Here is a 21846-nt window from a genome sequence, read left to right on the forward strand (position 1 = left end):
TGACATGCTGCCGGTGGCGATTCGCACCGGGAGCAGATCGCGCGGGAGGCATCGGTGACGACCGGCGAGGTCCTCTGGGCGCTGCGCGCCGAATGCCCGATTCCGGCCCGGTCCTCGCCGCACGCGGACCGGGTCCAGCAGTGGCTGCTCGGTCTGCTGCCCGAGCTGGGTCTGCCGCTGGACGACGCCGCGCTGCACCGGCTGGCCCGGGGCGGCTTCGCCCGGTACGCGGGGCGGCTCTACCCGGACGCCAGCGAAGCCGACCTGCGGGTGCTGACCGCCCTCTTCACCTGGTTCTTCCTCGTCGACGACGCGTGCGACGGGCCGAACCGGCTCGATCCGGCGCAGATCCGGGCGCTACGCGACGGGACGCTGGCACTGCTGCACGACGGCCCCCGGCTCCGGCACGGCGGCCTGACCGGTCCGCTGCGGCGGCTGCTGGTGCTGGCCTGGCGGGAGCCGCGCCGCCGGATGCCGGCCCGGTGGCGGCAGCGCTTCGCCGACGCGGTGGCCCGGCACCTCGACGGCACCTGGCGGGAGGCGGTCAACAAGGAGGCCGGCCGCCGTCCCAGCGTCGGCGAGTACGTCGAGTTGCGGCGGGAAACCTCGGCGGCGGAGGTGTCGTACCCGCTGGTGGAGTTCGTCAGCGGCCGACCGCTGCCCGACGCGGTCTACCACCATCCGCTGCTGCGGCAGGTCGCGCGCACCGGCAACGACCTGCTCTCCTGGTACAACGACGTGGCCTCGCTGGACCGGGACCGGGCCACCTCGGGCGGGCACAACCTGGTCCTGGCCACGCAGGCCGAGCAGGGCGTGTCGGCGGCGGAGGCGGTCGACCGGGTGGCCGAGCGCTGGCGGGAGTCGATGCGACAGTTCGTGGCGCTCCGCGCCGCCGTGCCGTCGTTCGGGCCGGCGTTGGACGAGGCGGTCACCGACCATCTCGACGGGGTCGCGTACGCGGTGCGCGGCACCATCGACTGGACGCTGGAGAGCGCCCGCTACCCGACCAACGCCTAGGGGCGCAGGTCGAGGCGGATCACCAGGTCGAGCAGGGCGAACACGAACAGCGCGATGCCGACGAAGCCGTTGGCGGTGAAGAACGCCCGGTTGACCTTGCTGAGGTCGGTCGGGCTGACCACCAGGTGCTGGTAGCCGAACGCGACAGCGGTCAACGCCAGCCCGATCCACCAGAGCCAACCGAAGCCGACCAGCGCGCCGAACCAGATGAACAGCGCGAACGTCACCACGTGCGCGACGGTGGAGGCGTGCAGGGCGAAGCGCCGGCCGTACCGGGCGGGCACGCTGCGCACGCCGATCTCCTGGTCGATCTCGGAGTCCTGGCAGGCGTAGATCAGGTCGAAGCCGCCGATCCACAGGCCGACCGCCGCGCCGAGCAGCCAGGCCGGCCAGGAGCCGTCCAGGGTGCCGGTGACCGCGAGCCAGGCGCCGACCGGGCCGACCGCCTGGGCGATCGCGAGGATGGCGTGCGGCCAGTTGGTGAACCGCTTGCCGTACGGGTAGACGACCAGCGGCACCACGGCGAGCGGCGCCAGTACCAGGCAGAGGGGGTTGAGCAGCGCGGCGGCGGCGAGGAACACCACAAGCGCGACGGCCGCGCCGGTCCAGGCCGTCCGCACGCTCACGGCCCCGGTGACCAGTTCCCGTCCGGCGGTACGCGGGTTCCGGGCGTCGATGCGCCGGTCGAGGATCCGGTTGGCGGCCATCGCGAACGTCCGCGCGCCGACCATCGCCACGGTGATCAGCAGCAGGTCGAGCCACCGCACGTGCCCGCCGTTGACCTGCATGGCGGTCAGCGCCGACAGGTACGCGAACGGCAGCGCGAACACCGAGTGCTCGATCGCGACGAGCTTGAGGAAGGACTTGACCCGGCCCGGCTTCTCCACCGGTGCGTCGAGGACGGCCATCAGATCCCGTACTCCTTCCAGCGCTTGTCGACCAGGGCCGCGACTTCCGGGGCCATGGTCATCTCCTCCGGCCAACCGCGGGTGTAGCCCTCGGTGGGCAGCTTGCGGGTCGCGTCGACGCCGGCCTTGCCGCCCCAGAACTGCTGGTACGACGAGTGGTCGAGGTGGTCCACCGGACCCTCGGTCAGCAGCAGGTCACGGGCGTAGTCGACGTTGCCGAACGCGCGGAAGGCGACCTCGTTGTAGTCGTGCACGTCGCAGTCCTCGTCGACGATCACGATCAGCTTGGTGAGCGACATGAGGTGCGCGCCCCAGATCGCGTTCATCACCTTCTGCGCGTGCTTCGGGTAGCGCTTGCGAATGGAGACGATCGCGCAGTTGTGGAACACCCCGGCGGCCGGCAGGTCGTAGTCGACGATGTCCGGGATCATCAGCTTGAGCAGCGGCTGGAAGATCCGCTCGGTGGCCTTGCCGAGGCCGTGGTCCTCCTGCGGCGGCTTCGACGTGACGATCGAGTGGTAGACCGGATCGCGCTGCGTGGTCATCGTCTCGATGTGCAGCACCGGGAACGGCTCGACCGGCGTGTAGTAGCCGGTGTGGTCGCCGAACGGCCCCTCGGGCAGCCGCTCGCCGGGCTCCAGGTAGCCCTCCAGGACGATCTGCGCGTGCGCCGGCACCTGCAACGGGACGGTGAGGCAGTCGACCATCTCCACCCGCTCGCCCCGCAGGAACCCGGCGAACAGGTATTCGTCGATGTCGCCGGGAAGCGGCGCGCTGGCCGCGTACGAGACGACCGGGTCGCAACCGATGGCGATCGCGACCGGCAGGCGCTGGCCGAGCCGCTCGGCGACCGCGTGGTGCGCGGTCGAATCCTTGTGGATCTGCCAGTGCATGCCCAGCGTGTTCCGGCCGTGCTGCTGGAGCCGGTAGAGGCCCAGGTTGCGCTTGCCGGTCTCCGGGTGCTTGGTGTGGGTCAGCCCGTAGTTGTGGAAAATCCCACCGTCGCCGGGCCACACCTGCAACCCCGGCAGCCGGCCCAGGTCGACGTCGTCGCCGGAGTAGACGACCTCCTGGCAGGGCGCGGTCTTGACCTTGCGCGGCGGCACCGACTTGAGCTGCATGACCTTGCCGAGGCCCTCGCGGATGCCGGACCAGCCGACCGGCAGCTCCGGCTTGATCAGCGCGCCGATCCGGGCGCCGACCTCGTCCAGCGAGTCGACGCCAAGGGCCATCGCCATCCGCTTCTCGGTGCCGAACAGGTTGATCGCCACCGGCATCTCGCCCCGGGTGGGGTGCTCGAAGAGCAGCGCCGGCCCACCGGCGCGCACCGTGCGGGTGACCACCTCGCTGATCTCCAGGGTCGGGTCGACGGGGACGTCGACCCGACGCAGCTCCCCCGCGCGCTCCAGCGCCGCGAGAAAGTCCTTGAGATCGGTGTACGGGAAGCCACGAGCCGCCATGACGCCCAGTCTCCCGCACCGGGTCCGGGGTGGCCCACAGCGGGTGCTGTGACACCCGCGACGGCCCGGGGTCGACTGCCGTCCGCGGCTCCGGCGGGCGCGGCGCGGCCACCGGCCAGGTCGGCGCGGGCCACCGCCCAGCGACAGCTCCTGGACCGGCGGCGCGGTCGTTCGGCGCGGTCAGTCGGTGCGGGCCAGCTCGACGAAGGCGCGCCACGCGGCCGGGCTGAAGGTCAGCACGCCGCCGTCGCGGTCCTTGGAATCGCGGACGTGCACCCGGTCGGGCAGGTTGTCGGCGACCTCGACGCAGGCGCCGCTGTTGTTGCCGCTCCGGGTGGACTTGTGCCAGCGGGCTCCGGTCAGATCCATGGCTTCACGATCTCCTCGAGCAGGTCGATGGACTGCTGCCGGGGCAGCGCGTCACTGCGCAGACTCTCCCACCTTCCGAGCAGGGTCGCCACCTCGTTGTTCTCGTCGACGGCGGTGCCGCCGGTCTGGTTGTCGAGGAAGCCGAGCCAACTGCCGTCGGCGGTGCGACCGAGGATGAACGGCCCGAACAGGCCGGCGTGCAGCCCGACCGCCTGCGGCAGCACGTGCACCCGGATGTGCGGCCGACGGGCGCACGCCACCAGGTGCCGGAGCTGATCGGCCAACACCCCGGCGCAGCCCTCGGCGAAGCGCTGCAACGCGGCCTCGTCGATCACGGCGGTGAGCTGTGGCGGATGCTCCCGGTCGAGGATCACCTGCCGCTCCAGCCGGGCGGCCACCAACTCCTCCACCCGCTCGGCGGTGAGCCCCAGGTCGAGCCGGAACACCGCGCGGGCGTAGTCGGCGGTCTGCAACAGGCCGGGGATCATCGTCGACTCGAAGCAGCGCAACTGGGTGGCGACCCGCTCGACCTCCAACCAGGGCCGGAACCAGACCGGCTCACCGTCTCGCCGGCCCAGCTCGCGCAGCGAGACCAGCAGCCCACCGGTGTCGAGCACCTCGTCGGCCCGGGTCAGGTACGCCAGGTTGGGCACGGTCTGGCCCAACTCGACCGCCGACACCATGGAGGGCGAGTAGTGCGCCCGCTTGCCGTACTCCTCCTGACTCATGCCGGCCGCGAGCCGCGACCGGCGGAGCTGGTCCCGGATCATCGCCACCGTCGACACCACTGGGGCCATTCGCCCGCCTCCCGCCGTGAATGAAGGACCACATCGATCCGCCTGCCGCAAGGTAGCGAACTCGCGACCCTGAGTCAGCATCCAACGGCCATATCGGGGTATCGCGAGTCTCAAAGCGGGCGGACGGAGGCAGCGATGGGGGCGGAGCGGATGCCGGCGGGGTTTACTGAGCAACAGGCGCGGATCGGCGAGATCACCATGAACTACGTCCGGGGCGGCAGCGGCCCGCCACTGGTGCTGCTGCACGGCTATCCGCAGTGTTCGCACATGTGGCGGCACCTGCTGCCCGAGCTGGGACGCTCCTACGACGTGGTCGCGCCCGACCTGCGCGGCTTCGGGGACAGCGACGCCGCCGCCGGCGGGTACGACAAGAAGACGGTGGCCGCTGACCTGCACGGACTGCTCGACCAGCTCGGCCTGACCGCCGACCTGCGAGTGGTCGGGCACGACCTGGGAACGATGGTGGCGTACGCGTACGCCGCCGCCCATCCGGAGCGGGTGAGCCGGCTGGCGCTCACCGAGGCGCCGATTCCCGACGAGAGCATCTACACGTTCCCCGCGCTCACCGCGGCCGGGCCGGGGGTGTGGAACTTCGGCTTCTTCTCGATCGGCAACGGGCTCGCGGAGGAGCTGGTCCGCGGGCGGGAGTCGCTCTGGGTGGACCGGTTCACCGATGCCCTGATGGTGCGCAAGAGCAGCATCGCCGCTCCCGACATCGAGGAGTACGCCCGCCACCTGCGCGACCCGGCGCACCTGCGGGCCAGCTTCGCCTACTTCCGGGCGTTCGATCAGGACATCGTCGACAACGCGGCGTACCGGGCCACGAAGCTGACGATGCCGGTGCTGGCCGTCGGCGCGTCGGCCAGCCTCGGTGGACAGGTCGCCGAGCAGGTCCGCCGGTACGCCGACACGGTCCGCGGCGAAGTGATCGACGACTGCGGACACTGGCTGTACGAGGAACGCCCGGACGAGATGCTGGCCCTGCTGCGCGACTTCCTCGGTGCGGGCTGAGGGCCGCCGCCGCTGGTCAGCCCTGCGGCGGCGGGCGATGCGGCGGTCAGGCGGCGGGCGCCCAGGCGTGGGCGGCCAGCGGCGGGTCGAGCGGCGCGCGGGTGAGCCGGTTGGCGAAGGCGGACATCGTGTACGCCCCGACGCCGAGCACCACCTCCAGCGCCTGCCGGGGCTGGTAGCCGGCCGCCAGGAAGGCTTCCAACTCCTCGTCGGGCACCGCGCCCTGGTGCCTGAGCACGGCCAGCGTGAACTGGCGCAGCGCCTCCAGTCCCGGCTCGGGCAGCTCCGTGCCGGCGCGCAGCGCGGTGATCAGCGCGGTGCTCGCGCCGATCTCGGTGAGCTTGCCGGTGTGCAGGGCCACGCAGACGTGGCATTCGTGCGAGGTGGAGACGGTCAGGATGACCACCTCCCGCTCCACCGGCGCGAGGCTGGTCTGTTCGAAGCCCGCGCTGGCGGTGAGGAAGCCGCTGAGCAGCTGTGGCGACTCGGCCATCAGCGCCACCGGGGTGGGCAGCCAGCCGAACCGGCCGCGTACGCCCTCGACGGTCCGGCGGGCGGCGGTGGGTGCGGTCTCGGCGGTGTGGACGGGAAAGACGGACATGGTTACCTGCTTCCACGGCGTACGCCGTAAGATGGTCAACGTGGTTGACCAAATAGTAAACGTGGTTGTCGAACATGGCAACCGCTGATCCCGCCCGGCCCGGCTTCCAACTCCCGCTGCTGCTGCTGGCCGGCTTCCGCACCCTGATCGACGACCTGCACGCCGAACTGGCCCGGCAGGGGCATCCCGAGCTGCGCCCGTTGCACGGCTTCGTGTTGCAGGCCGTCGGGGTGCACGGCACCACCGCCACCGAGCTGGGCCAACGGCTGGGCATCTCCAAGCAGGCGGCCGGCAAGACGGTCGACCGGCTGGTCGCCGTCGGCTACCTGGAACGGGTCGACGATCCGTCCGACGCCCGCCGCCGGCTGGTCCGGGTGACGGAACACGGCGCCGACGGGCTACGCCGCTCGGCGGAGATCTTCGACCGGCTGCGCGAGCAGTGGGCCGAGGCCCTGGGCGAGGAACGGGTCGCCGCCCTGGAGGACGACCTGCGCACGATGGCCTCGGCCAACTGGTTCCGCCTGGACGTGCCGGGCTGGTTCGGCGGCTGACCCTGCTCCACACCGGATCGCCGACGTGGTGTGCAGGACGCCACCCCATCGGCGTGGGTCAAGCCCTGCGGACACATCTCACCGGTCCTGGCCGAACGGCCGGACCCCGGCGCAGGCTGGGGGCATGTCGGACGCGTACGTCGACGGCGACCCGGACGGGTTGTCGCCGCTGCTGGTCGAGCTGCGCGACACCATCGCCCGGGAGCTGCACGCGCAGGTGGCGCTGCGGGGCGAGCGGATCGGGCTGGCCGACCTGCCCGAGGTGTCCTATCAGGTCACCATCCAGGTCGAGCGGGCGTTGCGCCGCTGGCGACCCGGGCCGCCGCCACGCGGCGAGGCCCGTTCCGACGGTATTCAGGCTCCGATCGACTGATCGAGAACTGTCACAGGCGATCTCTAGGATCAGGGGTGCCGGTCGGGTCGGGTCGCAGCAGCCCCGGCTTCTACCGACCGGCTCATCCCTCACCAAGGAGATCGATGAGATCTGTGCACGTTACGCGTGGCAGGCTCCTGCGCGGTCTGAGCGCGCTGGTCGTGGCCACCACGGCGGTCGGCGTGGTGGCCGGTCCCGCTGCGGCCGCTGACGACCCCGGTTGGGTCAGCGGCTGGCTGGGGGACCTGACGGTCGGCGGCCCCGGTGCTCCCGCCCGGACGGTGCCGCTCACCCTGACCAGCACCGGGGCCACCCAGCCCCGGGTGACCATCGACCTGGCCGGCCTGGCCGGCGTGGCCACCGCCAGCTTCCCCGACTGGTGCGTCACCGGGGCCACCTCGGTCACCTGCCCGATGCCACCGAACGCCGTCGACGACTTCGGCACGCTCACCGGAACCGTGCCGGTGGTGTTCCGGGCCGCTCCCGGTGCCGCCGACGGCGTGACCGGCACGCTCGACTACACGGCGTTCGGCGAGCAGACCGAGGCGTACACCCAGCAGGCGACGATCACCGTGCGGTCCGGGCCCGACCTGCTCGACATGGTCGACGAGTACGTCTCCGGCGTCGAGGTGGGCGACACGCACCCCGTCCCGGTGGCCGTGGTCAACGCCGGTGACCAGCCGACCGTGGACCTGCGGCTCACCATGCGCTTCCCGGTGGGCCTGGTCCCGGCGAGCTACCGCAACTGCCGGTACGGCACCGACCAGGTGCTCGCCACCGTGGCCGTCTGCACCGTGCGCGGCACCTTCGCGCCCGGCCAGCGGCACGAGCTGCGCGGCGGGCTCGCCACCACGGTCGGCCCGGCCACCCTCGGCGACAAGCGGATCACGCAGATCGTGGAGCCGCTGGCCAGCGCCGGGCCGCTGCCCAGTGGTGTGAAACTCGCGCGCCGCGAGGCCGACCAGGCACTGCGGCTGCGCGCGGTCGGGCGGCCGCTCGGCGTGATCCCGGTCGAGGTGACCGGCGCTGGCGGGCAGACCTACCTGCGGAACGTCCAGGGCGCCTTCGACATCGTCGCCGAGGGCGCAACCGTCACCGGGGCCGTCGGTGACACCGTCCGGGTCACGGTGGGCCTCCGCAACGAGGGCCCCGGTGTCCCGGACGCCACCAACTCCGGTGACGGCGTCGGCGCCTTCCTCTTCGTGCCGCCGGCCGGCACCACAGTGCTCGCCAACCCGTCGGGCTGCTGGCTCAACGGCGACGATGAGACCGCCGGAGACGCCCCGACGACCTGGTACTGCAACGGGCCGGGGGCCGTGTTCCCGGCCGGGACGAGCCACACGGTCACCTTCGACCTGCGCATCGACAGCCTCACCGGAGCCGCCGGCGAGGTGCAGCCGTACGGCCGCTACCCCCGGGTTGACGACGACCCGAGCAACGACATCGCCCCGGTGACCGTGAGCTGACCAGGGCAACGAAAGACGGCGGGCCGGTCACGGACGATTCCGTGGCCGGCCCGCGCGTCGTCGACCAGGGTCAGTTCAGCCCGCCGTACGAGTGCAGGCCGGTGAAGAAGATGTTCACGCCGAACAGGTTCATCAGCATGGTGAGGAAGCCGATCACCGCGATCCAGGTGGCCACGTTGCGCTTCACGCTGGGCGTGGCGCGAGCGTGCAGGTAGCCGGCGTAGACGACCCAGGAGATGAACGCCCAGGTCTCCTTCGGGTCCCAGCCCCACGGCCGGCCCCAGGCCGCCTCGGCCCAGATCGCGCCGGCGATGACCGCGAACGTGAAGATCGGGAACGCGAACGCGTGCAGCGCGAAGGTCAGCCGCTCCAGGCTGACCGCGCCGGGCAGCCGCTTCGCGAGGGTGTACGGGAAGCTCCGCTTGCCCTGCTCGTACCCGTTGCGCATCAGGAAGCCGACCGCCGGCACCGCGCCGAGCAGGAAGATGCCGGACGCGAAGACGATGGTCGAGACGTGGATGACGAACCAGTACGAGTTCAGGGCTGGCACCAGCGGCACGATCGGCACGTACAGGACCAGCTCGGCGGTGGCCACCAGCAGCACCATCACCAGGGTCAGGAACAGCCCGAGCTTGCGTAGCGCCGGCCGCTTCCAGAGCACCACGAGCCAGGCCGCCACCCCGATGAACGTCACCGTGAGCACGAACTCGTACATGTTGCCCCAGGGCATCCGGTCAGCGGCCAGACCCCGCGTGACCAGCGCCGCGAGGTGCAGCACGGCTGCCAACGCGGTGGCCCCCACCGCGACCAGGCCGGCGATCCGGGCCCGACGCGCCGCGCCGTCGGCCGTCGGCGGGACCGGCGCGGGCGGCTCCGGGATGACGCCACCGCCACCGCCGACCCCCGCCCCCACCAGCTCGCGGGCGGGCGACGCCACGGCGACCCGGGTACGCGCGTTGCCCAGCGCGTACTCGACGGCGTGACTGATCATCGCGATCAGGTACGTCAGGATCGCGAAGGTCACCAGATTGTCGGAGAGCGCGGACATCACTCGGTCCCTTCTCGCACGCCGGCCCGGTCGCTGGAGTCAGCGTCGGTGCCGGCCCGCTCGGCAGCCCCGTCGGCACCGCTCACGGCGGTGACGAGCTGGGCGAACTCGTCGGCGAACCCTGGATAGTCGGTGCGCGGCAACCCACCGGCCTCCATCAAGCTACTACCGCCCGTCGGAGATCCATCCGCCGGGTCGGCCGGTGCCACCCGGAAGAACACCCGGCGGCGCCTACCGAAAAGCGAGCCCATCAGCCCGACCAGCAGGGCGCCGCAGCTCACCAGCAGCGGCGTCGAGCCGGGGTCGTGCCGGACGGAGAGCGTCACGTACCGCTCGGTGCCCAGGAACTCGACGGTCGTGCCGTCGTCAAGCGTCCACTTCTCGCCCTTGCGCAGCAGCTTGCTGCCGATCTCCTTGACCTTGCCGTTGCGCACCTGCCGCTGGTCGAGCTGGTAGACCGAGCCGGGGATGCCGGCGTCCAGGCCGAGGTTGCCCCGGTAGGCGACCAGGTTCAGCGCCGGGTTGCGCTCGGTCGGGTACTCGGAGCGGACGAACGGGGCCTGCTGCGGCGCGGTGGGCAGGTAGATGCCGGTGAACGCCATCTGCTCACCCGGTGTCCGCTTGCCGGTGGCCGGGTCGACGTTCGCGTCCGGGAAGGCCGCCAGCCCCTCGCTGGTCAGGCCCATGTCGCCGGTGGTCAGGAACGGCTCGTCACTGACCTGGCTGTTGCCGAACCGGTCGGTGTAGCGGATCACCGGGGCGTACCCGTGGCCGAGCAGGTAGACGCTCGCGTCGGCGAGTCGCAGCGGTGAGTTCACCGAGAAGTCCGCGCTGCGGGTCGGCTCGTCCGGGCCGTCGACGGTCACCCGGGCGTTGAAGAACTCCGGCTGGCCGGACGGCAGGAACCGGGCCTGGAAGTCGTCCAGCCGCAGGCAGAAGCGCGGCAGGTCCGCGCTGTCGACGCGGGGGCCGAGCTTGGCCTCGGCGTACTGCTGGCGGGTGTTGCAGAACGCGTTGTCCGCGCCCGCCACGAGCAGGCGGTTGCCGCTCCAGCCGTACCACGAGCCGAGCGCGACACCGATCAGCACCGCGATCAGCGACGTGTGGAACAGCAGGTTGCCGGTCTCCTTGAGGTAGCCCTTTTCGGCGGAGACCTCGTCGCCGCGAACCTCGACCCGCCAGCGTCGCTTGCGCAGCACCTCGGCGACGGCGGCCGCGCCACCGGCCGGGGCGGGCAGTACGGCGTGCTGCGGCAGCCGCGCCAGCTGCTTCGGCGCGGCCGGTGGCCGCGACCGCAGCGCCCGGACGTGGTCGCGCAGCCGGGGCGTGATGCAGCCGATCAGCGACGTGAACAGCAGCAGGTAGATCGCGGAGAACCAGACCGAACCGAAGACCTCGAACGCGCCGATCCGGTCCAGTCGGGGGGCCCAGTCCGGGTGGTCGGTGAAGTACTGGTTGACCTTCTCCGGGCTGATCCCCCGCTGCGGCAGCACCGAACCCGGGATCGCGGCGATGGCCAGCAGGAAGAGCAGGATCAGCGCCGTACGCATGCTGGTGAGCTGCCGCCACGAGTTGCGCAGCAAGGCCAGCAGCCGATTGGGCCGGCGCCGGGGCGCCGGAGCCACGGTCTCCGGTCGGTCGTCGACGACCGTCATCAGATGCTCACCTCGCCCACCCCGACGGTGGTCTGCAACCAGATCACGAAGCTCTGCCATCCGCCGGTGACCAGCGCCAGGCCGATCAGGATGAGCAGGGCGCCGCCGACCCGGGTGACCCAGCGGCTGTTGCGCCGGATGGCGCGAAAGACCCCGAGCAGGCGCTGGAAGCCCAGCCCGAAGACGACGAACGGTATCCCCAACCCGAGGCAGTACGCCACGGCGAGCACCACGGCGCGGTCGCTCTGACCGCTGGTGGCGGCCATGCCCATCACCGCGCCGAGGGTCGGACCGGTGCACGGCACCCAACTGAGCGCGAAGACCGCGCCGAACACGGGTGCGCCGAGCAGGCCGGCCGACGGCAGCCGGGAGATGCGGAACTCACGTTGCAGGGCGGGAATCATGCCGAGGTAGCCCAGGCCGAGCACGATGATCAGCGCGCCGATGCCGATCTGCAGTTCGCGCTTGTAGTCGAAGAACACCCGACCGATGCCGGCGAACAGGATCGCGGTGGCGACGAAGACGACAGTGAAGCCGGCGATGAAGAGCAGGGTGCCGGCGAGCACCCGCCCCTTGACCGCCGCCGACGGTGCCGTCCGCTCCCGGACCGCGACACCCCCGCCGGTGGTCTCGGCGGGCGCGGGGGCCGTCGCCGGGCGGCGGCCCTCCAGGTCGGCGCCGGCCAGACCGGTGACGTACGACAGGTAGCCGGGGACCAGCGGGAGCACGCACGGGGAGAGGAAGCTGACCAGGCCGGCGAGCGCCGCCGCGCCGATGGCGAGCACCAGCGGCCCGCTCTGGGCCAACTCCTTGAAGGTCTCACCCATCAGTTCGGCGCCGGCTTCTCGGCCGCGACCCGCTCGACGATCGGTTGCAGGCCCTCCTGCTTGACGGCGGCGCGGATCACCACCGCGACCCTGCCCTCCCGGTCGAGCACCACGGTCGCCGGGACGGTGTTCGGCGGGATGTCCAGGTCGAGCGCCAGACGGCTGGACGGGTCGAACAGGCTCGGATAGGTGACCCGGCCCTCCTCGAACGCCTTGGCCTTGTCCCGCTGGTCCTGCACGTTGATGCCGAGGAAGCCCACCCCGGAGCCCTTGGTGGCCTGGTAGGTGGCTTCCAGGTCGTCGGCCTCGGCGCGGCACGGCGCGCACCAGGAGCCCCAGAAGTTGACCACCACGACCTGCCCGCGGGCCGCACTCACGTCGTAGGTGCCGCCGGTGAGCAGCTCACCGGCGAGCTTCGGAGGGGCCGAACGCTGGTCCGGTGCGCACTCGATGATGCCGTCGGAGGTGGTCGAGCAGGTCTTCTCCTGCCCCTTCGACGACGTGCAGCCGACCAGCGCCACCGTGGTGACGGCGGCGAGCAGACCGGCGGTCCACCTCCGGGCGGTCATCAGGCCCCCTTGGCCGTCCGGGCTGTCGCGGAGAGGGCGATGAGGTGCGCGGCCGGCTCGCTGTAGCCGATGCCCACCACCTTCGCGCCGTCGAAGTGGAACGAGGTGAGGCTCGCCAGCCCGCACTGCCGCTTGCGCGGGTCGTGCCAGAGCCGCTTGCGCTCGACGTAGCGGCGCAGCGTCCAGATCGGGAGCTGGTGAGACACCAGCACCGCCTCGCGGCCCTCGGCGGCAACGCGGGCGGCGTGCACGGCGGCGAACATCCGCTCGGCGATCACCCGGTACGCCTCACCCCAGGACGGCGTCACCGGGTCGCGTAGCACCCACCAGTTGCGCGGGTCGCGGAACGACCCGTCACCCGGGGAGACCTTCTTGCCCTCGAACCAGTTGGCGCTCTCGATCAGCCGCTCGTCCACCCCGACCGGCAGCCCGAACTGGGCGGCGATCGGCTCGGCGGTCTGCTGGGCGCGCTCCAGCGGACTGGCCACCACGTGCACGACCTCCCGATCGGCCAGCCCCTGCGCGGCCGCCTTGGCCATCTGCACGCCCAGCTCGGAGAGGCGGAAACCGGGCAGCCGCCCGTACAGGATCTGGTCGGGATTGTGCACCTCACCGTGCCGGAGCACGTGGACCACCGTCTTGCTCACCGTTTACGACCCCCCGTGACCAGCCGCCGCCGCCGCGTTCGCCGCCGTCGGCAGCGCTGCGGCGATGTGCTCCAGAGCGGCGTCGTCGAGCGCCGCCGACACGAACCACGACTCGAACGCGCTCGGCGGCAGGTAGACGCCGGCGGCGAGCATCGCGTGGAAGAACGCCTTGAACGCCGGCACCTGCTGGGTGCGGGCACTGTCGTAGTCGACGACATCGGCATCGGTGAAGAAGATCGAGAACATGTTGCCCGCGTACGACAAACGGTGCGGGACCCCGGCGGCGGCCAGCGCGTCGGACGCGAGCTTGCCCACGACGGCGGCCGTGTCGTCGAGCTTGCGATACAGCGCGTCGTCGGCCAGCCGCAGCGTGGCCAGGCCTGCGGCGCAGGCCAGCGGGTTACCGGAGAGCGTGCCGGCCTGGTAGACCGGGCCGGCCGGCGCGAGACGCGCCATGATGTCCGCGCGCCCGCCGAAGGCCGCCGCGGGCAGCCCACCACCCATGACCTTGCCGTACGTCCACAGGTCGGCGTCGGAGGCGTCGAGGCCGTGCCACCCGGCGCGGGAGACCCGGAACCCGGTCATCACCTCGTCGACCACGAGCAGCGCCCCGTGTGCGTGCGCGATCCGGGCGAGCTGCTGATTGAAGCCGTCGCGGGGGGCCACCACGCCCATGTTGCCGGCGGCGGCCTCGGTGATCACCGCGGCGATGTGCGGGCCCTCGGCGGCGAACGCCTCCTCGACGGCCCGGATGTCGTTGTACGGCAGGACGATCGTCTCGCTGGCCGCCGCGCCGGTGACGCCGGGCGAGTCGGGCAGGCCGAGCGTCGCCACGCCGGAGCCGGCGGAGGCGAGCAGCGCGTCGACATGGCCGTGGTAGCAGCCGGCGAACTTGACGATCTTGGAACGGCCGGTGAAGCCGCGAGCCAGCCGGATCGCCGACATGGTGGCCTCGGTGCCGGAGTTGACCAGGCGCACCTGCTCCACCGGCGTCCGGTCGACGATCTCGGCGGCCAACTCCACCTCACCCGGGGTGGGCGTGCCGAAGCTGGTGCCCCGGGCGGCGGCGGCCTGCACGGCCTCCACCACCTCAGGGTGGGCGTGCCCGAGGATCAGCGGACCCCAGGAGCAGACCAGGTCGACGTAGCGGCGACCGTCGGCGTCGTACAGCCACGGGCCCTCGCCACGGACCATGAAACGCGGGGTGCCGCCGACCGCCTGGAAGGCGCGCACGGGGGAGTTCACCCCGCCCGGCACGATGGCGCGGGCGCGGTCGAACAGGGCCTCGGAAGCCGGCGCGTCGGCCGGGTAACGGCCAGATCCGGCGGAAACGATGTCGGTCACGATGCCGCCATTGTGTCAGCGACGGACGGTCAACCAGCAGCCACCCCGGGCCGGGGTTACCAGGCTCACCCGCTGCCGGCACCCGTCACCAGCCCCGACACAGGCCGGCCAGCGGCTCTCGGCCTCAACAGGCCGGGTCGGCCGGATCGCGCTAGGCTGACCGGGTGGATCGTGCCGAACTGTCCATCACGCTACACCGGACGGGCGACGAAGCAGTGCTGCGCCTGGCCGGTGAGATCGACATGCTCACGGCCGCCCAGCTCAGCACCGTCGTCAACGAGGTGCTGGCCGACCCGCCCCCGCGGATCGTGCTCGACCTCGGCGGCGTCACCTTCTGCGACTCGCAGGGCCTGGGCACGCTCGTGGTGCTCAGCCGCAAGGCCAGTCACGCGCAGAGCCTGCTGATGCTCACCCACGTCGGCGAGTTCCTGATTCGCGTCCTGGACATCACCGGCCTGCGCAGCGCCCTGATGATCCGCAACGACCAACCCACCGGCTGACCCCCACCCCACCCCCGGCCTGGGTCCCGGCCGCCTCCGGGGTTGATCATGAAGTTATTGCAAATTCTGTCCCATTTGTCGGCAATAACTTCATGATCAACGCGGTTCGACGCGGGGGGCCGGGGGGCCGGGGGCAGGGGGCCGGGGGTTACTGGGTGGGGATGTCGCGGGTTTGGAAGGTGCGTAGGGCCAGGGCCAGGAGGGCTGCCGTGATCACCGTCAGGGCCGCCAGGGGGGTGGCCGTCCAGTTGTCGCCCAGGACCTGAGGGGTGTGCGTGAACGGGGAGACGTCCAGCGCCCACTGGCTCAGCTTCAGCACCGCGCCGATCTGACCGAGCAGCAGGCAGCCGGCGAGAACGGCCCAGGCCGCCGCGGAGAACCGGGGCAGCCAGCCCACCAGCAGCGCGGCGAGCCCGGCGAGCACCCACACCGCCGGCACCTGGGCCAGCCCCGCGCCGAGCAGCCGGGGCAGCTCACCACCGACGTCGCCCACGCTGAGGCCGTACGACAGCCCGGTCGCGAGCCCCGCCACGGCCAGCACCACCACCGGGCCGAGCAGCGCGAAGAGCAGGTGCGCCGCCAGCCAGCGGGACCGGCTCACCGCCGTGGCGAGCAGCGGTTCGGCCCGCCCGGCGGTCTCCTCGGCCCGCGCCCGCAGCGCCGCCTGGATGCCGTACCCGGCGGCGGCCAGCGCGGTCAGGCTCAGCGAGCTCCCGAGGTACGCCTCGGCCAGGGCCGACGTGCCGCCCAGACGGGCCAGGATCTCGGCGAACTGCTGGTTGCCCTGCACCGCGTCGCCGGCCGCGTCCGCCGCGCCGCCCAGCACCAGACCGAGCAGCCCGAAGCCGACCGTCCAGCCGAGCAACGGGCCCCGGTGCAGTCGCCAGGCCAGCCCGAACGGGCCGGCCAGCCGCGGACCGGCGGTGGCCGGGCCGAGCCGCGGCGGCAGCACCCCCGCGCCGAGGTCCCGGCGCACCGAGACGGGGTACGCGACGAGCGCGACCACCGCGGCGAACAGCACCGGCAGCAGCAGCACCCACCAGTGGTCACCGGCGAAGGCCCGCCCCCGGGGCGCCCAGCCCAGCGGCGAGACCCAGCTCAGCCATTCGGTCTTTCCACCGGTGCCGCCGGACCCTCCGGCGTCGCCCGCCAGCCGCAGCACGAAGGCCAACCCGAGCACCCCCAGGGCGATGCCGCGCGCGCCGCCGGCGCTCTCGGTGAGCTGCGCGGCCAGACCGCCGACCGTGGCGAAGGCGACGCCGGTGAGCGCCAAGCCGGCACCGAAGAGCAGCGAACCCGCGCCGGGCAGACCCGCGGCGACCAGGCCGCCGGCGGTGAGCAGGCCGAGCAGCACATTCGCGGCGTACGTCACCAGCAGCGCCGCGGTCAGACCGGCGTACCGGCCGAGGACCGTCGCGCCGAGCAACTCCCGCCGGCCGGCCTCCTCCTCGGTGCGGGTGTGCCGCACCACCGTCAGCAGGCTGGCCAACGCGGCGAACAACATCAGCAGGCCGGCCCGCTGGACGGTGAGCGCGCCGACGCTGTCGCCGAACACCGGGCCGAGCAGCGCGACGATCGACGGGTTGCTCGCCGTGCTCGCCACGTACGCGGCCCGCTCGGCGGCGGTCGGGTACAGCTCGGCGTACGTGCCGGCGTAGCTGGCCGGCAGCACGGCCAGCAGGAGGATCCAGATCGGCAGCACGACCCGGTCCCGCCGCAGAATCAGCCGCACCAGGTGCCGGGTGCCGGTGAGGGCGGTCATGACCGCACCTGCTCGGCCTGGTAGTGCCGCAGGAACAGCTCCTCCAGCGTCGGCGGTTGGCTGGTCAGGCTGCGTACGCCGATCTCGGTGAGCCGACGCAGCGCGGCGTCCAGCGCGGCGTTCTCCACGTCGAAGCGCACCCGCTGCCCGTCCACCCGCAGGTCGTGTACCCCGCCGAGCTGACCCAGCCCGTCCACCGGGCCGGTCACTTCGGCCTCGATCGAGGTGCGTCGCAGGTGCCGAAGCTCGCTCAGGGTGCCGGTCTCCACGTCCCGCCCGTTGCGGATGATCGTCACCCGGTCACAGAGCGCCTCCACCTCGGCCAGGATGTGGCTGGAGAGCAGCACGGTGCGACCGTCGGCCTTGGCCCGGCGCACCCAGTGCTGGAAGACCTCCTCCATGAGCGGGTCCAGGCCGGAGGTCGGCTCGTCCAGGATGAGCAGTTCGACGTCCGACGCGAGGGCGGCCACCAGGCCGACCTTCTGCCGGTTGCCCTTGGAGTACGCCCGGCCCTTCTTGCGGGGGTCCAACTCGAAGGAGTCGAGCAGTTCGGCTCGGCGGGCCGGGTCGAGGCCGCCGCGCATCCGGCCGAGCAGGTCGATGACCTCGCCGCCGGAGAGGTTGGGCCAGAGCGTCACGTCGCCTGGCACGTACGCCAGCCGGCGGTGCAGGGCCACCGCGTCGCGCCACGGGTCACCGCCGAGCAGTCGGACGTCCCCCGCGTCCGTCCGCAGCAGGCCGAGCAGGGCCCGGATGGCGGTCGACTTGCCGGCGCCGTTCGGGCCGAGGAAGCCGTGCACCTCGCCGGCGCGGACGGTCAAATCGAGACCGTCCAGCGCCCGGGTCCGGCCGAAGGTCTTGACCAGGCCGGACACCTCAATCGGAGTTTCCATATCTCGGAAGCTACACTCGTTTCACAAAGTTGTGAAGACAGTGAGAGTCGGTGCACCATCGGTGCCCACGAACCGCGCAGGGAGGGACCGCCATGGCAGCCGACGACGGCCACGACCCCGTGCACCTCTTCGTCGAACGGATGGCCCTCACGTTCGCCGAGGTCGGCTTCCCACGGATGGCCGCCCGGGTGTTGTTCACCGTGATGAGCGCCGACGACCCCCTGACGGCCGCCGAGATCGGCGAGCGGCTCGGGGTCAGCGCGGCGGCGGTCAGCGGCGCGGTCCGCTATCTCACCCAGTTCGGCATGCTGATCCGCGAGCCCGTCCCCCGGTCCCGCCGCGATCGCTACCGGATGCCGGACAACCCCTGGTACGAGGGGACCATCACCAAGACCGCGATCTACAAGACGTTCATCGACGTGGCCAGCTCCGGGGTGGACGCCCTCAACGGCCCGCAGACGCCGGCCGGCGAACGGGTGGCCGAGATGCGCGACTTCTTCATCTTCGTGCAGGAGGAAATCGACTCGCTGGGCGAGCGCTGGCGGATCCGCCGGGCCCAGACCGGCCATCTGCGCCCCGGCGACGGCTGACCGGCCGGGTCAGGCCGAGCTGCCCCAGCGGGCCTGCTCCAGCAGCTCCACGGCACGGCCCCGCGACTCCTGGTCGTCGGAGCGGAGCAGCGTGGTCGCCTCGTCGACCGCGTCGGTGAGCCGCCGCCACTGCGTGTCGCGCTCCCGAACCAGGTCCGACTGGGCGGCCAACTGCCGGGTCTTCACCCACAGCTCGACGAAGACCGACACCTTGGCCCGCAGCACCCACGGGTCGAACGGCTTGGTCAGGTAGTCCACCGCACCCACCTGGTAGCCGCGGAGCGCGAGCTGGGCGTCCCGGTCGGCGGCGGTGAGGAAGATGATCGGCACGTGCCGGGTCCGCTCCCGGCGCTTGATGTGGCTGGCCGTCTCGAAGCCGTCCATGTCCGGCATCTGTGCGTCCAACAGGATCACCGCGAAGTCGTCCACCAGCAGCTGCTTGAGCGCCGCCTCGCCGCTCTCCACAGCCACCGACTGAACCGGCAGGCCCTGGAGGATCGCCTCCAGCGCCATCAGATTCTCGCGGCGGTCGTCCACGAGCAGCGCCTTGGCCATCTGGGTCACGAAGTCTCCTCGGTCCGGCCGCCGCTGATCCAGGACGACATCAACTCGATCAGGTCATCCAGGTCGACCGGCTTGGTGATGTAGTCGCTTCCTCCGGCCGCGAGCGCGGACTCGCGGTCACCCGGCATCGCCTTCGCGGTCAGGAAGACGACCGGAAGGTCGGCGAACCGGTGGTTACGGCGGATCTGGCGGGTCGTCTCGTATCCGTCCTGGTCCGGCATCATGGCGTCCATCAGCACGATGTCCACCTCCGGGTGCTCGGCCAGCAGGCGGACGCCGTCCGCCCCGTTGTCCGAGTACAGCACGGTCATGCCGTGCAGCTCCAACGCGCTGGTCAGAGCGAAGACGTTGCGGACGTCGTCGTCCACGATCAGCACGGTGGCGCCGTCCAGCTGACGGGTGGCCGGCGCCTCCGGCCGCGCCGGCAGCAGCTCCAGCGGCGGCATCAGCAGCGACGACGGCAGGCCGGCACGCTGCGGTGACGGCGGCTGGGGCGCGACCACCGCGTCCGGAGCGAGGACCTGCGGCACGAACAACGTGAACGTCGAACCCTGCCCGGGCGCCGACGACACCGTGATGGTGCCACCGATCAGCCGGGCCAGGTCACGGCTGATCGACAGCCCCAGGCCGGTGCCGCCGTAGCGGCGGCTGGTCGTGCCGTCCGCCTGCTGGAACGCCTCGAAGATGATCGACAGCTTGTCGTCGGAGATGCCGATGCCGGTGTCGATCACCGTGAAGGCGATCACCTGCTGGGCGTTGGTCAGCGCCGGCACGTCGAAGACCGCGTTCTCGGCCGCCGGGGCGATCCGCAACGTCACCGCGCCGTTGTCGGTGAACTTCACCGCGTTCGAGAGCAGGTTGCGCAGGATCTGCTGCAACCGCTGCGCGTCGGTGACCAACGCCGGCGGCAGATCCTTGCTGACCCGTACCTGGAAGTCGAGGTTCTTCTCCTCGGCCTGCGGCGCGAACGCCTGCTCGACGTAGCCGCGGATCTCCGCGAAGCGGATCTCGGTGGGCTCGACGTCCATCCGGCCGGCCTCGATCTTGGACAGGTCCAGGATGTCGTCGATCAGCGAGAGCAGGTCCGAGCCGGCACTGTGGATGGTCCGGGCGAACTCGATCTGCTTCGGGTTGAGGTTCTGCTCCGAGTTCTCGGCCAGCAGCCGGGCCAGCAACAGCAGCGAGTTCAGCGGCGTACGCAGCTCGTGGCTCATGTTGGCCAGGAACTCCGACTTGTACGCCGAGGCCCGCGTGAGCTGCTGCGCCTTCTCCTCCAGGCCGAGCCGGGCCAGCTCGATCTCCCGGTTCTTGGTCTCGATGTTGCCCTTCTGTTCGGAGAGCAGGGTGGCCTTCTCCTCCAGCTCGGCGTTGGTGCGCTGCAACTCCGCCGACTGCTCCTGCAACTCGTGCGCGAGCCGCTGCGACTGGGCCAGCAGCTCCTCCGTACGCCGGTTGGCCTGGATGGTGTTGACCGCGATGCCGATGGTGAGCACCAGCCGCTCCAGGAACGACAGGTGCAGCTCGGAGAAGGCGGCCACGCTGGCGAACTCGATCACCCCGAGCAGCTCCCCCTCGAACAGCACGGGGAGCACCACCAGGTCGGACGGGGGCGTCTCCGCCAGGCCGGAGCGCAGCGTGAGGCGGCTGTTCGGGGAGGCGCTGACCCGGATCGTCCGGCGCGAAAGGGCGGTCTGGCCGACCAACCCCTCACCCGGCCCGAAGGTGACGTCGTGCCCGCGTGCCACATACCCGTACGACGAGGTCAAGCGCAGCCGCATGCTGCCGTCGGTGTCGTCGGCCAGGAAGAAGGCGCCGAGCTGGGCGTCGACCAGCGGGGTCACCTCGGTCATGATCATGCGGCAGACCTCGACCAGGTCCCGCTGGCCCTGCAACAGGCCGCCGATGCGGGCCAGGTTCGAGTCCAACCAGCCCTGCTCGGCGTTCTTCTTGGTCGTCTCCCGGAGGGTGACGATCATCTGGTTGATGTTGTCCTTCAGCTCGGCGACCTCGCCCTGCGCCTTGACCGCGATCCGCTGGGTCAGGTCGCCGCGGGTCACCGACGTGGACACCTGGGCGATGGCCCGCAGCTGGGTGGTCAGCGTCGAGGCGAGCTGGTTGACGTTCTCGGTGAGGTCGCGCCAGGTGCCGGAGACACCCTTGACCTGCGCCTGACCGCCCAGCTTGCCCTCGATGCCGACCTCGCGGGCCACCCGGGTCACCTCGTCGGCGAACGACGAGAGCTGATCGACCATCGTGTTGACCGTCGACTTCAGCTCCAGGATCTCGCCCTGCGCGTCCACGGTGATCTTCTGGCTCAGGTCGCCCTTCGCCACTGCGGTGGTCACCGAGGCGATGTTGCGGACCTGGCTGGTCAGGTTCGACGCCATCGAGTTCACGTTGTCGGTCAGATCCCGCCACGTGCCGCTGACGCCCTTCACCTGGGCCTGACCGCCGAGCTTGCCCTCGGTGCCCACCTCACGGGCCACCCGGGTCACCTCGTCGGCGAACGACGAGAGCTGATCCACCATCGTGTTGACAGTCGACTTCAGCTCCAGGATCTCGCCCCGCGCGTCCACCGTGATCTTCTGCGACAGGTCACCCTTGGCCACCGCCGTGGAGACCTGCGCGATGTTGCGCACCTGGGCGGTCAGGTTCGAGGCCATCGAGTTGACGTTGTCGGTCAGGTCCCGCCAGGTGCCGGCGACCCCGCGCACCTGGGCCTGGCCGCCCAGCTTGCCCTCGGTGCCCACCTCACGGGCCACCCGGGTCACCTCGTCGGCGAACGACGACAACTGGTCCACCATCGTGTTGACAGTCGACTTCAGCTCCAGGATCTCGCCCCGCGCGTCCACCGTGATCTTCTGCGACAGGTCACCCTTGGCCACCGCCGTGGT

At 71.5% G+C, this 21846-nt stretch carries 22 protein-coding genes; 7 read left to right on the forward strand and 15 right to left on the reverse strand.

Translation table 11 applies throughout. From position 1 onward, the window contains the following. The first annotated feature begins 54 nt into the window (after positions 1-54). On the forward strand, positions 55-1017 hold the full coding sequence (locus ACFYPR_RS13905; RefSeq protein WP_354853798.1) for a terpene synthase: 963 nt from the start codon (positions 55-57) through the stop codon (positions 1015-1017). Here ACFYPR_RS13905 and mqnP read toward each other — a convergent pair. From mqnP to ACFYPR_RS13925, 4 genes are all read right to left on the reverse strand, one after another. Further along, positions 1014-1925, reverse strand: a complete 912-nt coding sequence (gene mqnP, locus ACFYPR_RS13910) for a menaquinone biosynthesis prenyltransferase MqnP (protein ID WP_355134226.1) — start codon at positions 1923-1925, stop codon at positions 1014-1016. The two genes, ACFYPR_RS13905 and mqnP, sit on opposite strands and share 4 nt — an antisense overlap. Continuing rightward, complete coding sequence (locus ACFYPR_RS13915) at positions 1925-3385, reverse strand: menaquinone biosynthesis decarboxylase (protein ID WP_355064762.1); 1461 nt, start codon at positions 3383-3385, stop codon at positions 1925-1927. The genes mqnP and ACFYPR_RS13915 overlap by 1 nt, the downstream gene beginning before the upstream one ends. 180 nt (positions 3386-3565) lie before the next feature. Beyond that, positions 3566-3748, reverse strand: coding sequence for a DUF397 domain-containing protein (locus ACFYPR_RS13920; RefSeq protein ID WP_355064799.1), 183 nt, complete (start codon positions 3746-3748; stop codon positions 3566-3568). Next, the gene (locus tag ACFYPR_RS13925) at positions 3745-4551 is read right to left on the reverse strand and encodes a helix-turn-helix transcriptional regulator (protein ID WP_355064760.1); all 807 of its coding nucleotides are present in this window, start codon (positions 4549-4551) and stop codon (positions 3745-3747) included. Before ACFYPR_RS13925 ends, ACFYPR_RS13920 begins: the two co-directional genes overlap by 4 nt. A gap of 135 nt (positions 4552-4686) precedes the next feature. Here ACFYPR_RS13925 and ACFYPR_RS13930 point away from each other — a divergent pair, with 135 nt between their 5' ends. Beyond that, positions 4687-5562, forward strand: coding sequence for an alpha/beta fold hydrolase (locus ACFYPR_RS13930; protein ID WP_387181174.1), 876 nt, complete (start codon positions 4687-4689; stop codon positions 5560-5562). Between the two features lie 46 nt (positions 5563-5608). Here ACFYPR_RS13930 and ACFYPR_RS13935 read toward each other — a convergent pair whose 3' ends face one another. After that, positions 5609-6163, reverse strand: a complete 555-nt coding sequence (locus ACFYPR_RS13935; protein ID WP_387181171.1) for a carboxymuconolactone decarboxylase family protein — start codon at positions 6161-6163, stop codon at positions 5609-5611. A gap of 74 nt (positions 6164-6237) precedes the next feature. On the opposite strand from ACFYPR_RS13935, the gene ACFYPR_RS13940 reads away from it, so the two are divergent. From ACFYPR_RS13940 to ACFYPR_RS13950, 3 genes are all read left to right on the forward strand, one after another. After that, positions 6238-6714, forward strand: coding sequence for a MarR family winged helix-turn-helix transcriptional regulator (locus ACFYPR_RS13940; protein ID WP_387260230.1), 477 nt, complete (start codon positions 6238-6240; stop codon positions 6712-6714). 124 nt (positions 6715-6838) lie between these two features. After that, positions 6839-7087 carry a hypothetical protein gene (locus ACFYPR_RS13945; protein ID WP_354853781.1) on the forward strand — a complete coding sequence of 83 codons (249 nt, stop codon included), beginning with the start codon at positions 6839-6841 and terminating at the stop codon, positions 7085-7087. 104 nt (positions 7088-7191) lie between these two features. Continuing rightward, a complete protein-coding gene (locus ACFYPR_RS13950) occupies positions 7192-8553 on the forward strand; it encodes a hypothetical protein (RefSeq protein ID WP_387260233.1) in 1362 nt (453 codons plus the stop codon). Between the two features lie 70 nt (positions 8554-8623). Here ACFYPR_RS13950 and ccsB read toward each other — a convergent pair whose 3' ends face one another. The 6 genes from ccsB to hemL are packed head-to-tail and all read right to left on the reverse strand — an operon-like array spanning position 8624 to position 14643. Beyond that, entirely contained in the window at positions 8624-9601 is a 978-nt protein-coding gene (ccsB, locus tag ACFYPR_RS13955) for a c-type cytochrome biogenesis protein CcsB (RefSeq protein ID WP_355064750.1), read from the reverse strand. After that, on the reverse strand, positions 9601-11256 hold the full coding sequence (locus ACFYPR_RS13960) for a cytochrome c biogenesis protein ResB (RefSeq protein WP_354853774.1): 1656 nt from the start codon (positions 11254-11256) through the stop codon (positions 9601-9603). Before ACFYPR_RS13960 ends, ccsB begins: the two co-directional genes overlap by 1 nt. Continuing rightward, positions 11256-12083 (reverse strand): cytochrome c biogenesis protein CcdA, encoded by an 828-nt coding sequence (locus tag ACFYPR_RS13965; RefSeq protein WP_355134216.1) that lies wholly within the window; start codon positions 12081-12083, stop codon positions 11256-11258. Before ACFYPR_RS13965 ends, ACFYPR_RS13960 begins: the two co-directional genes overlap by 1 nt. Continuing rightward, on the reverse strand, positions 12083-12652 hold the full coding sequence (locus tag ACFYPR_RS13970) for a TlpA disulfide reductase family protein (RefSeq protein WP_354853769.1): 570 nt from the start codon (positions 12650-12652) through the stop codon (positions 12083-12085). The genes ACFYPR_RS13965 and ACFYPR_RS13970 overlap by 1 nt, the downstream gene beginning before the upstream one ends. Continuing rightward, positions 12652-13299: a histidine phosphatase family protein gene (locus ACFYPR_RS13975; RefSeq protein WP_355064747.1), complete on the reverse strand. Its 648-nt coding sequence runs from the start codon at positions 13297-13299 to the stop codon at positions 12652-12654. The genes ACFYPR_RS13970 and ACFYPR_RS13975 overlap by 1 nt, the downstream gene beginning before the upstream one ends. A gap of 3 nt (positions 13300-13302) precedes the next feature. Next, on the reverse strand, positions 13303-14643 hold the full coding sequence (gene hemL / locus ACFYPR_RS13980; RefSeq protein WP_387260237.1) for a glutamate-1-semialdehyde 2,1-aminomutase: 1341 nt from the start codon (positions 14641-14643) through the stop codon (positions 13303-13305). 164 nt (positions 14644-14807) lie between these two features. On the opposite strand from hemL, the gene ACFYPR_RS13985 reads away from it, so the two are divergent. Next, positions 14808-15143 (forward strand): STAS domain-containing protein, encoded by a 336-nt coding sequence (locus ACFYPR_RS13985; protein WP_272614785.1) that lies wholly within the window; start codon positions 14808-14810, stop codon positions 15141-15143. Between the two features lie 148 nt (positions 15144-15291). Here ACFYPR_RS13985 and ACFYPR_RS13990 read toward each other — a convergent pair whose 3' ends face one another. Then, positions 15292-16905 (reverse strand): ABC transporter permease, encoded by a 1614-nt coding sequence (locus ACFYPR_RS13990; RefSeq protein ID WP_354853761.1) that lies wholly within the window; start codon positions 16903-16905, stop codon positions 15292-15294. Further along, positions 16902-17798 (reverse strand): ATP-binding cassette domain-containing protein, encoded by an 897-nt coding sequence (locus ACFYPR_RS13995; RefSeq protein WP_387260240.1) that lies wholly within the window; start codon positions 17796-17798, stop codon positions 16902-16904. The genes ACFYPR_RS13990 and ACFYPR_RS13995 overlap by 4 nt, the downstream gene beginning before the upstream one ends. 92 nt (positions 17799-17890) lie before the next feature. Here ACFYPR_RS13995 and ACFYPR_RS14000 point away from each other — a divergent pair, with 92 nt between their 5' ends. Next, a complete protein-coding gene (locus ACFYPR_RS14000; RefSeq protein WP_363935215.1) occupies positions 17891-18388 on the forward strand; it encodes a helix-turn-helix domain-containing protein in 498 nt (165 codons plus the stop codon). Between the two features lie 9 nt (positions 18389-18397). On the opposite strand, the gene ACFYPR_RS14005 is transcribed toward ACFYPR_RS14000, so the two are convergent. Further along, entirely contained in the window at positions 18398-18952 is a 555-nt protein-coding gene (locus ACFYPR_RS14005; protein WP_354853752.1) for a response regulator, read from the reverse strand. Next, positions 18949-21846: HAMP domain-containing protein (locus ACFYPR_RS14010; protein ID WP_387260243.1), on the reverse strand; the 2898-nt coding region annotated here is incomplete at its 5' end. The genes ACFYPR_RS14010 and ACFYPR_RS14005, both read right to left, overlap by 4 nt.

Origin of the sequence: Micromonospora sp. NPDC005254, assembly GCF_042872525.1 — a bacterium.
Lineage (GTDB): Bacteria > Actinomycetota > Actinomycetes > Mycobacteriales > Micromonosporaceae > Micromonospora.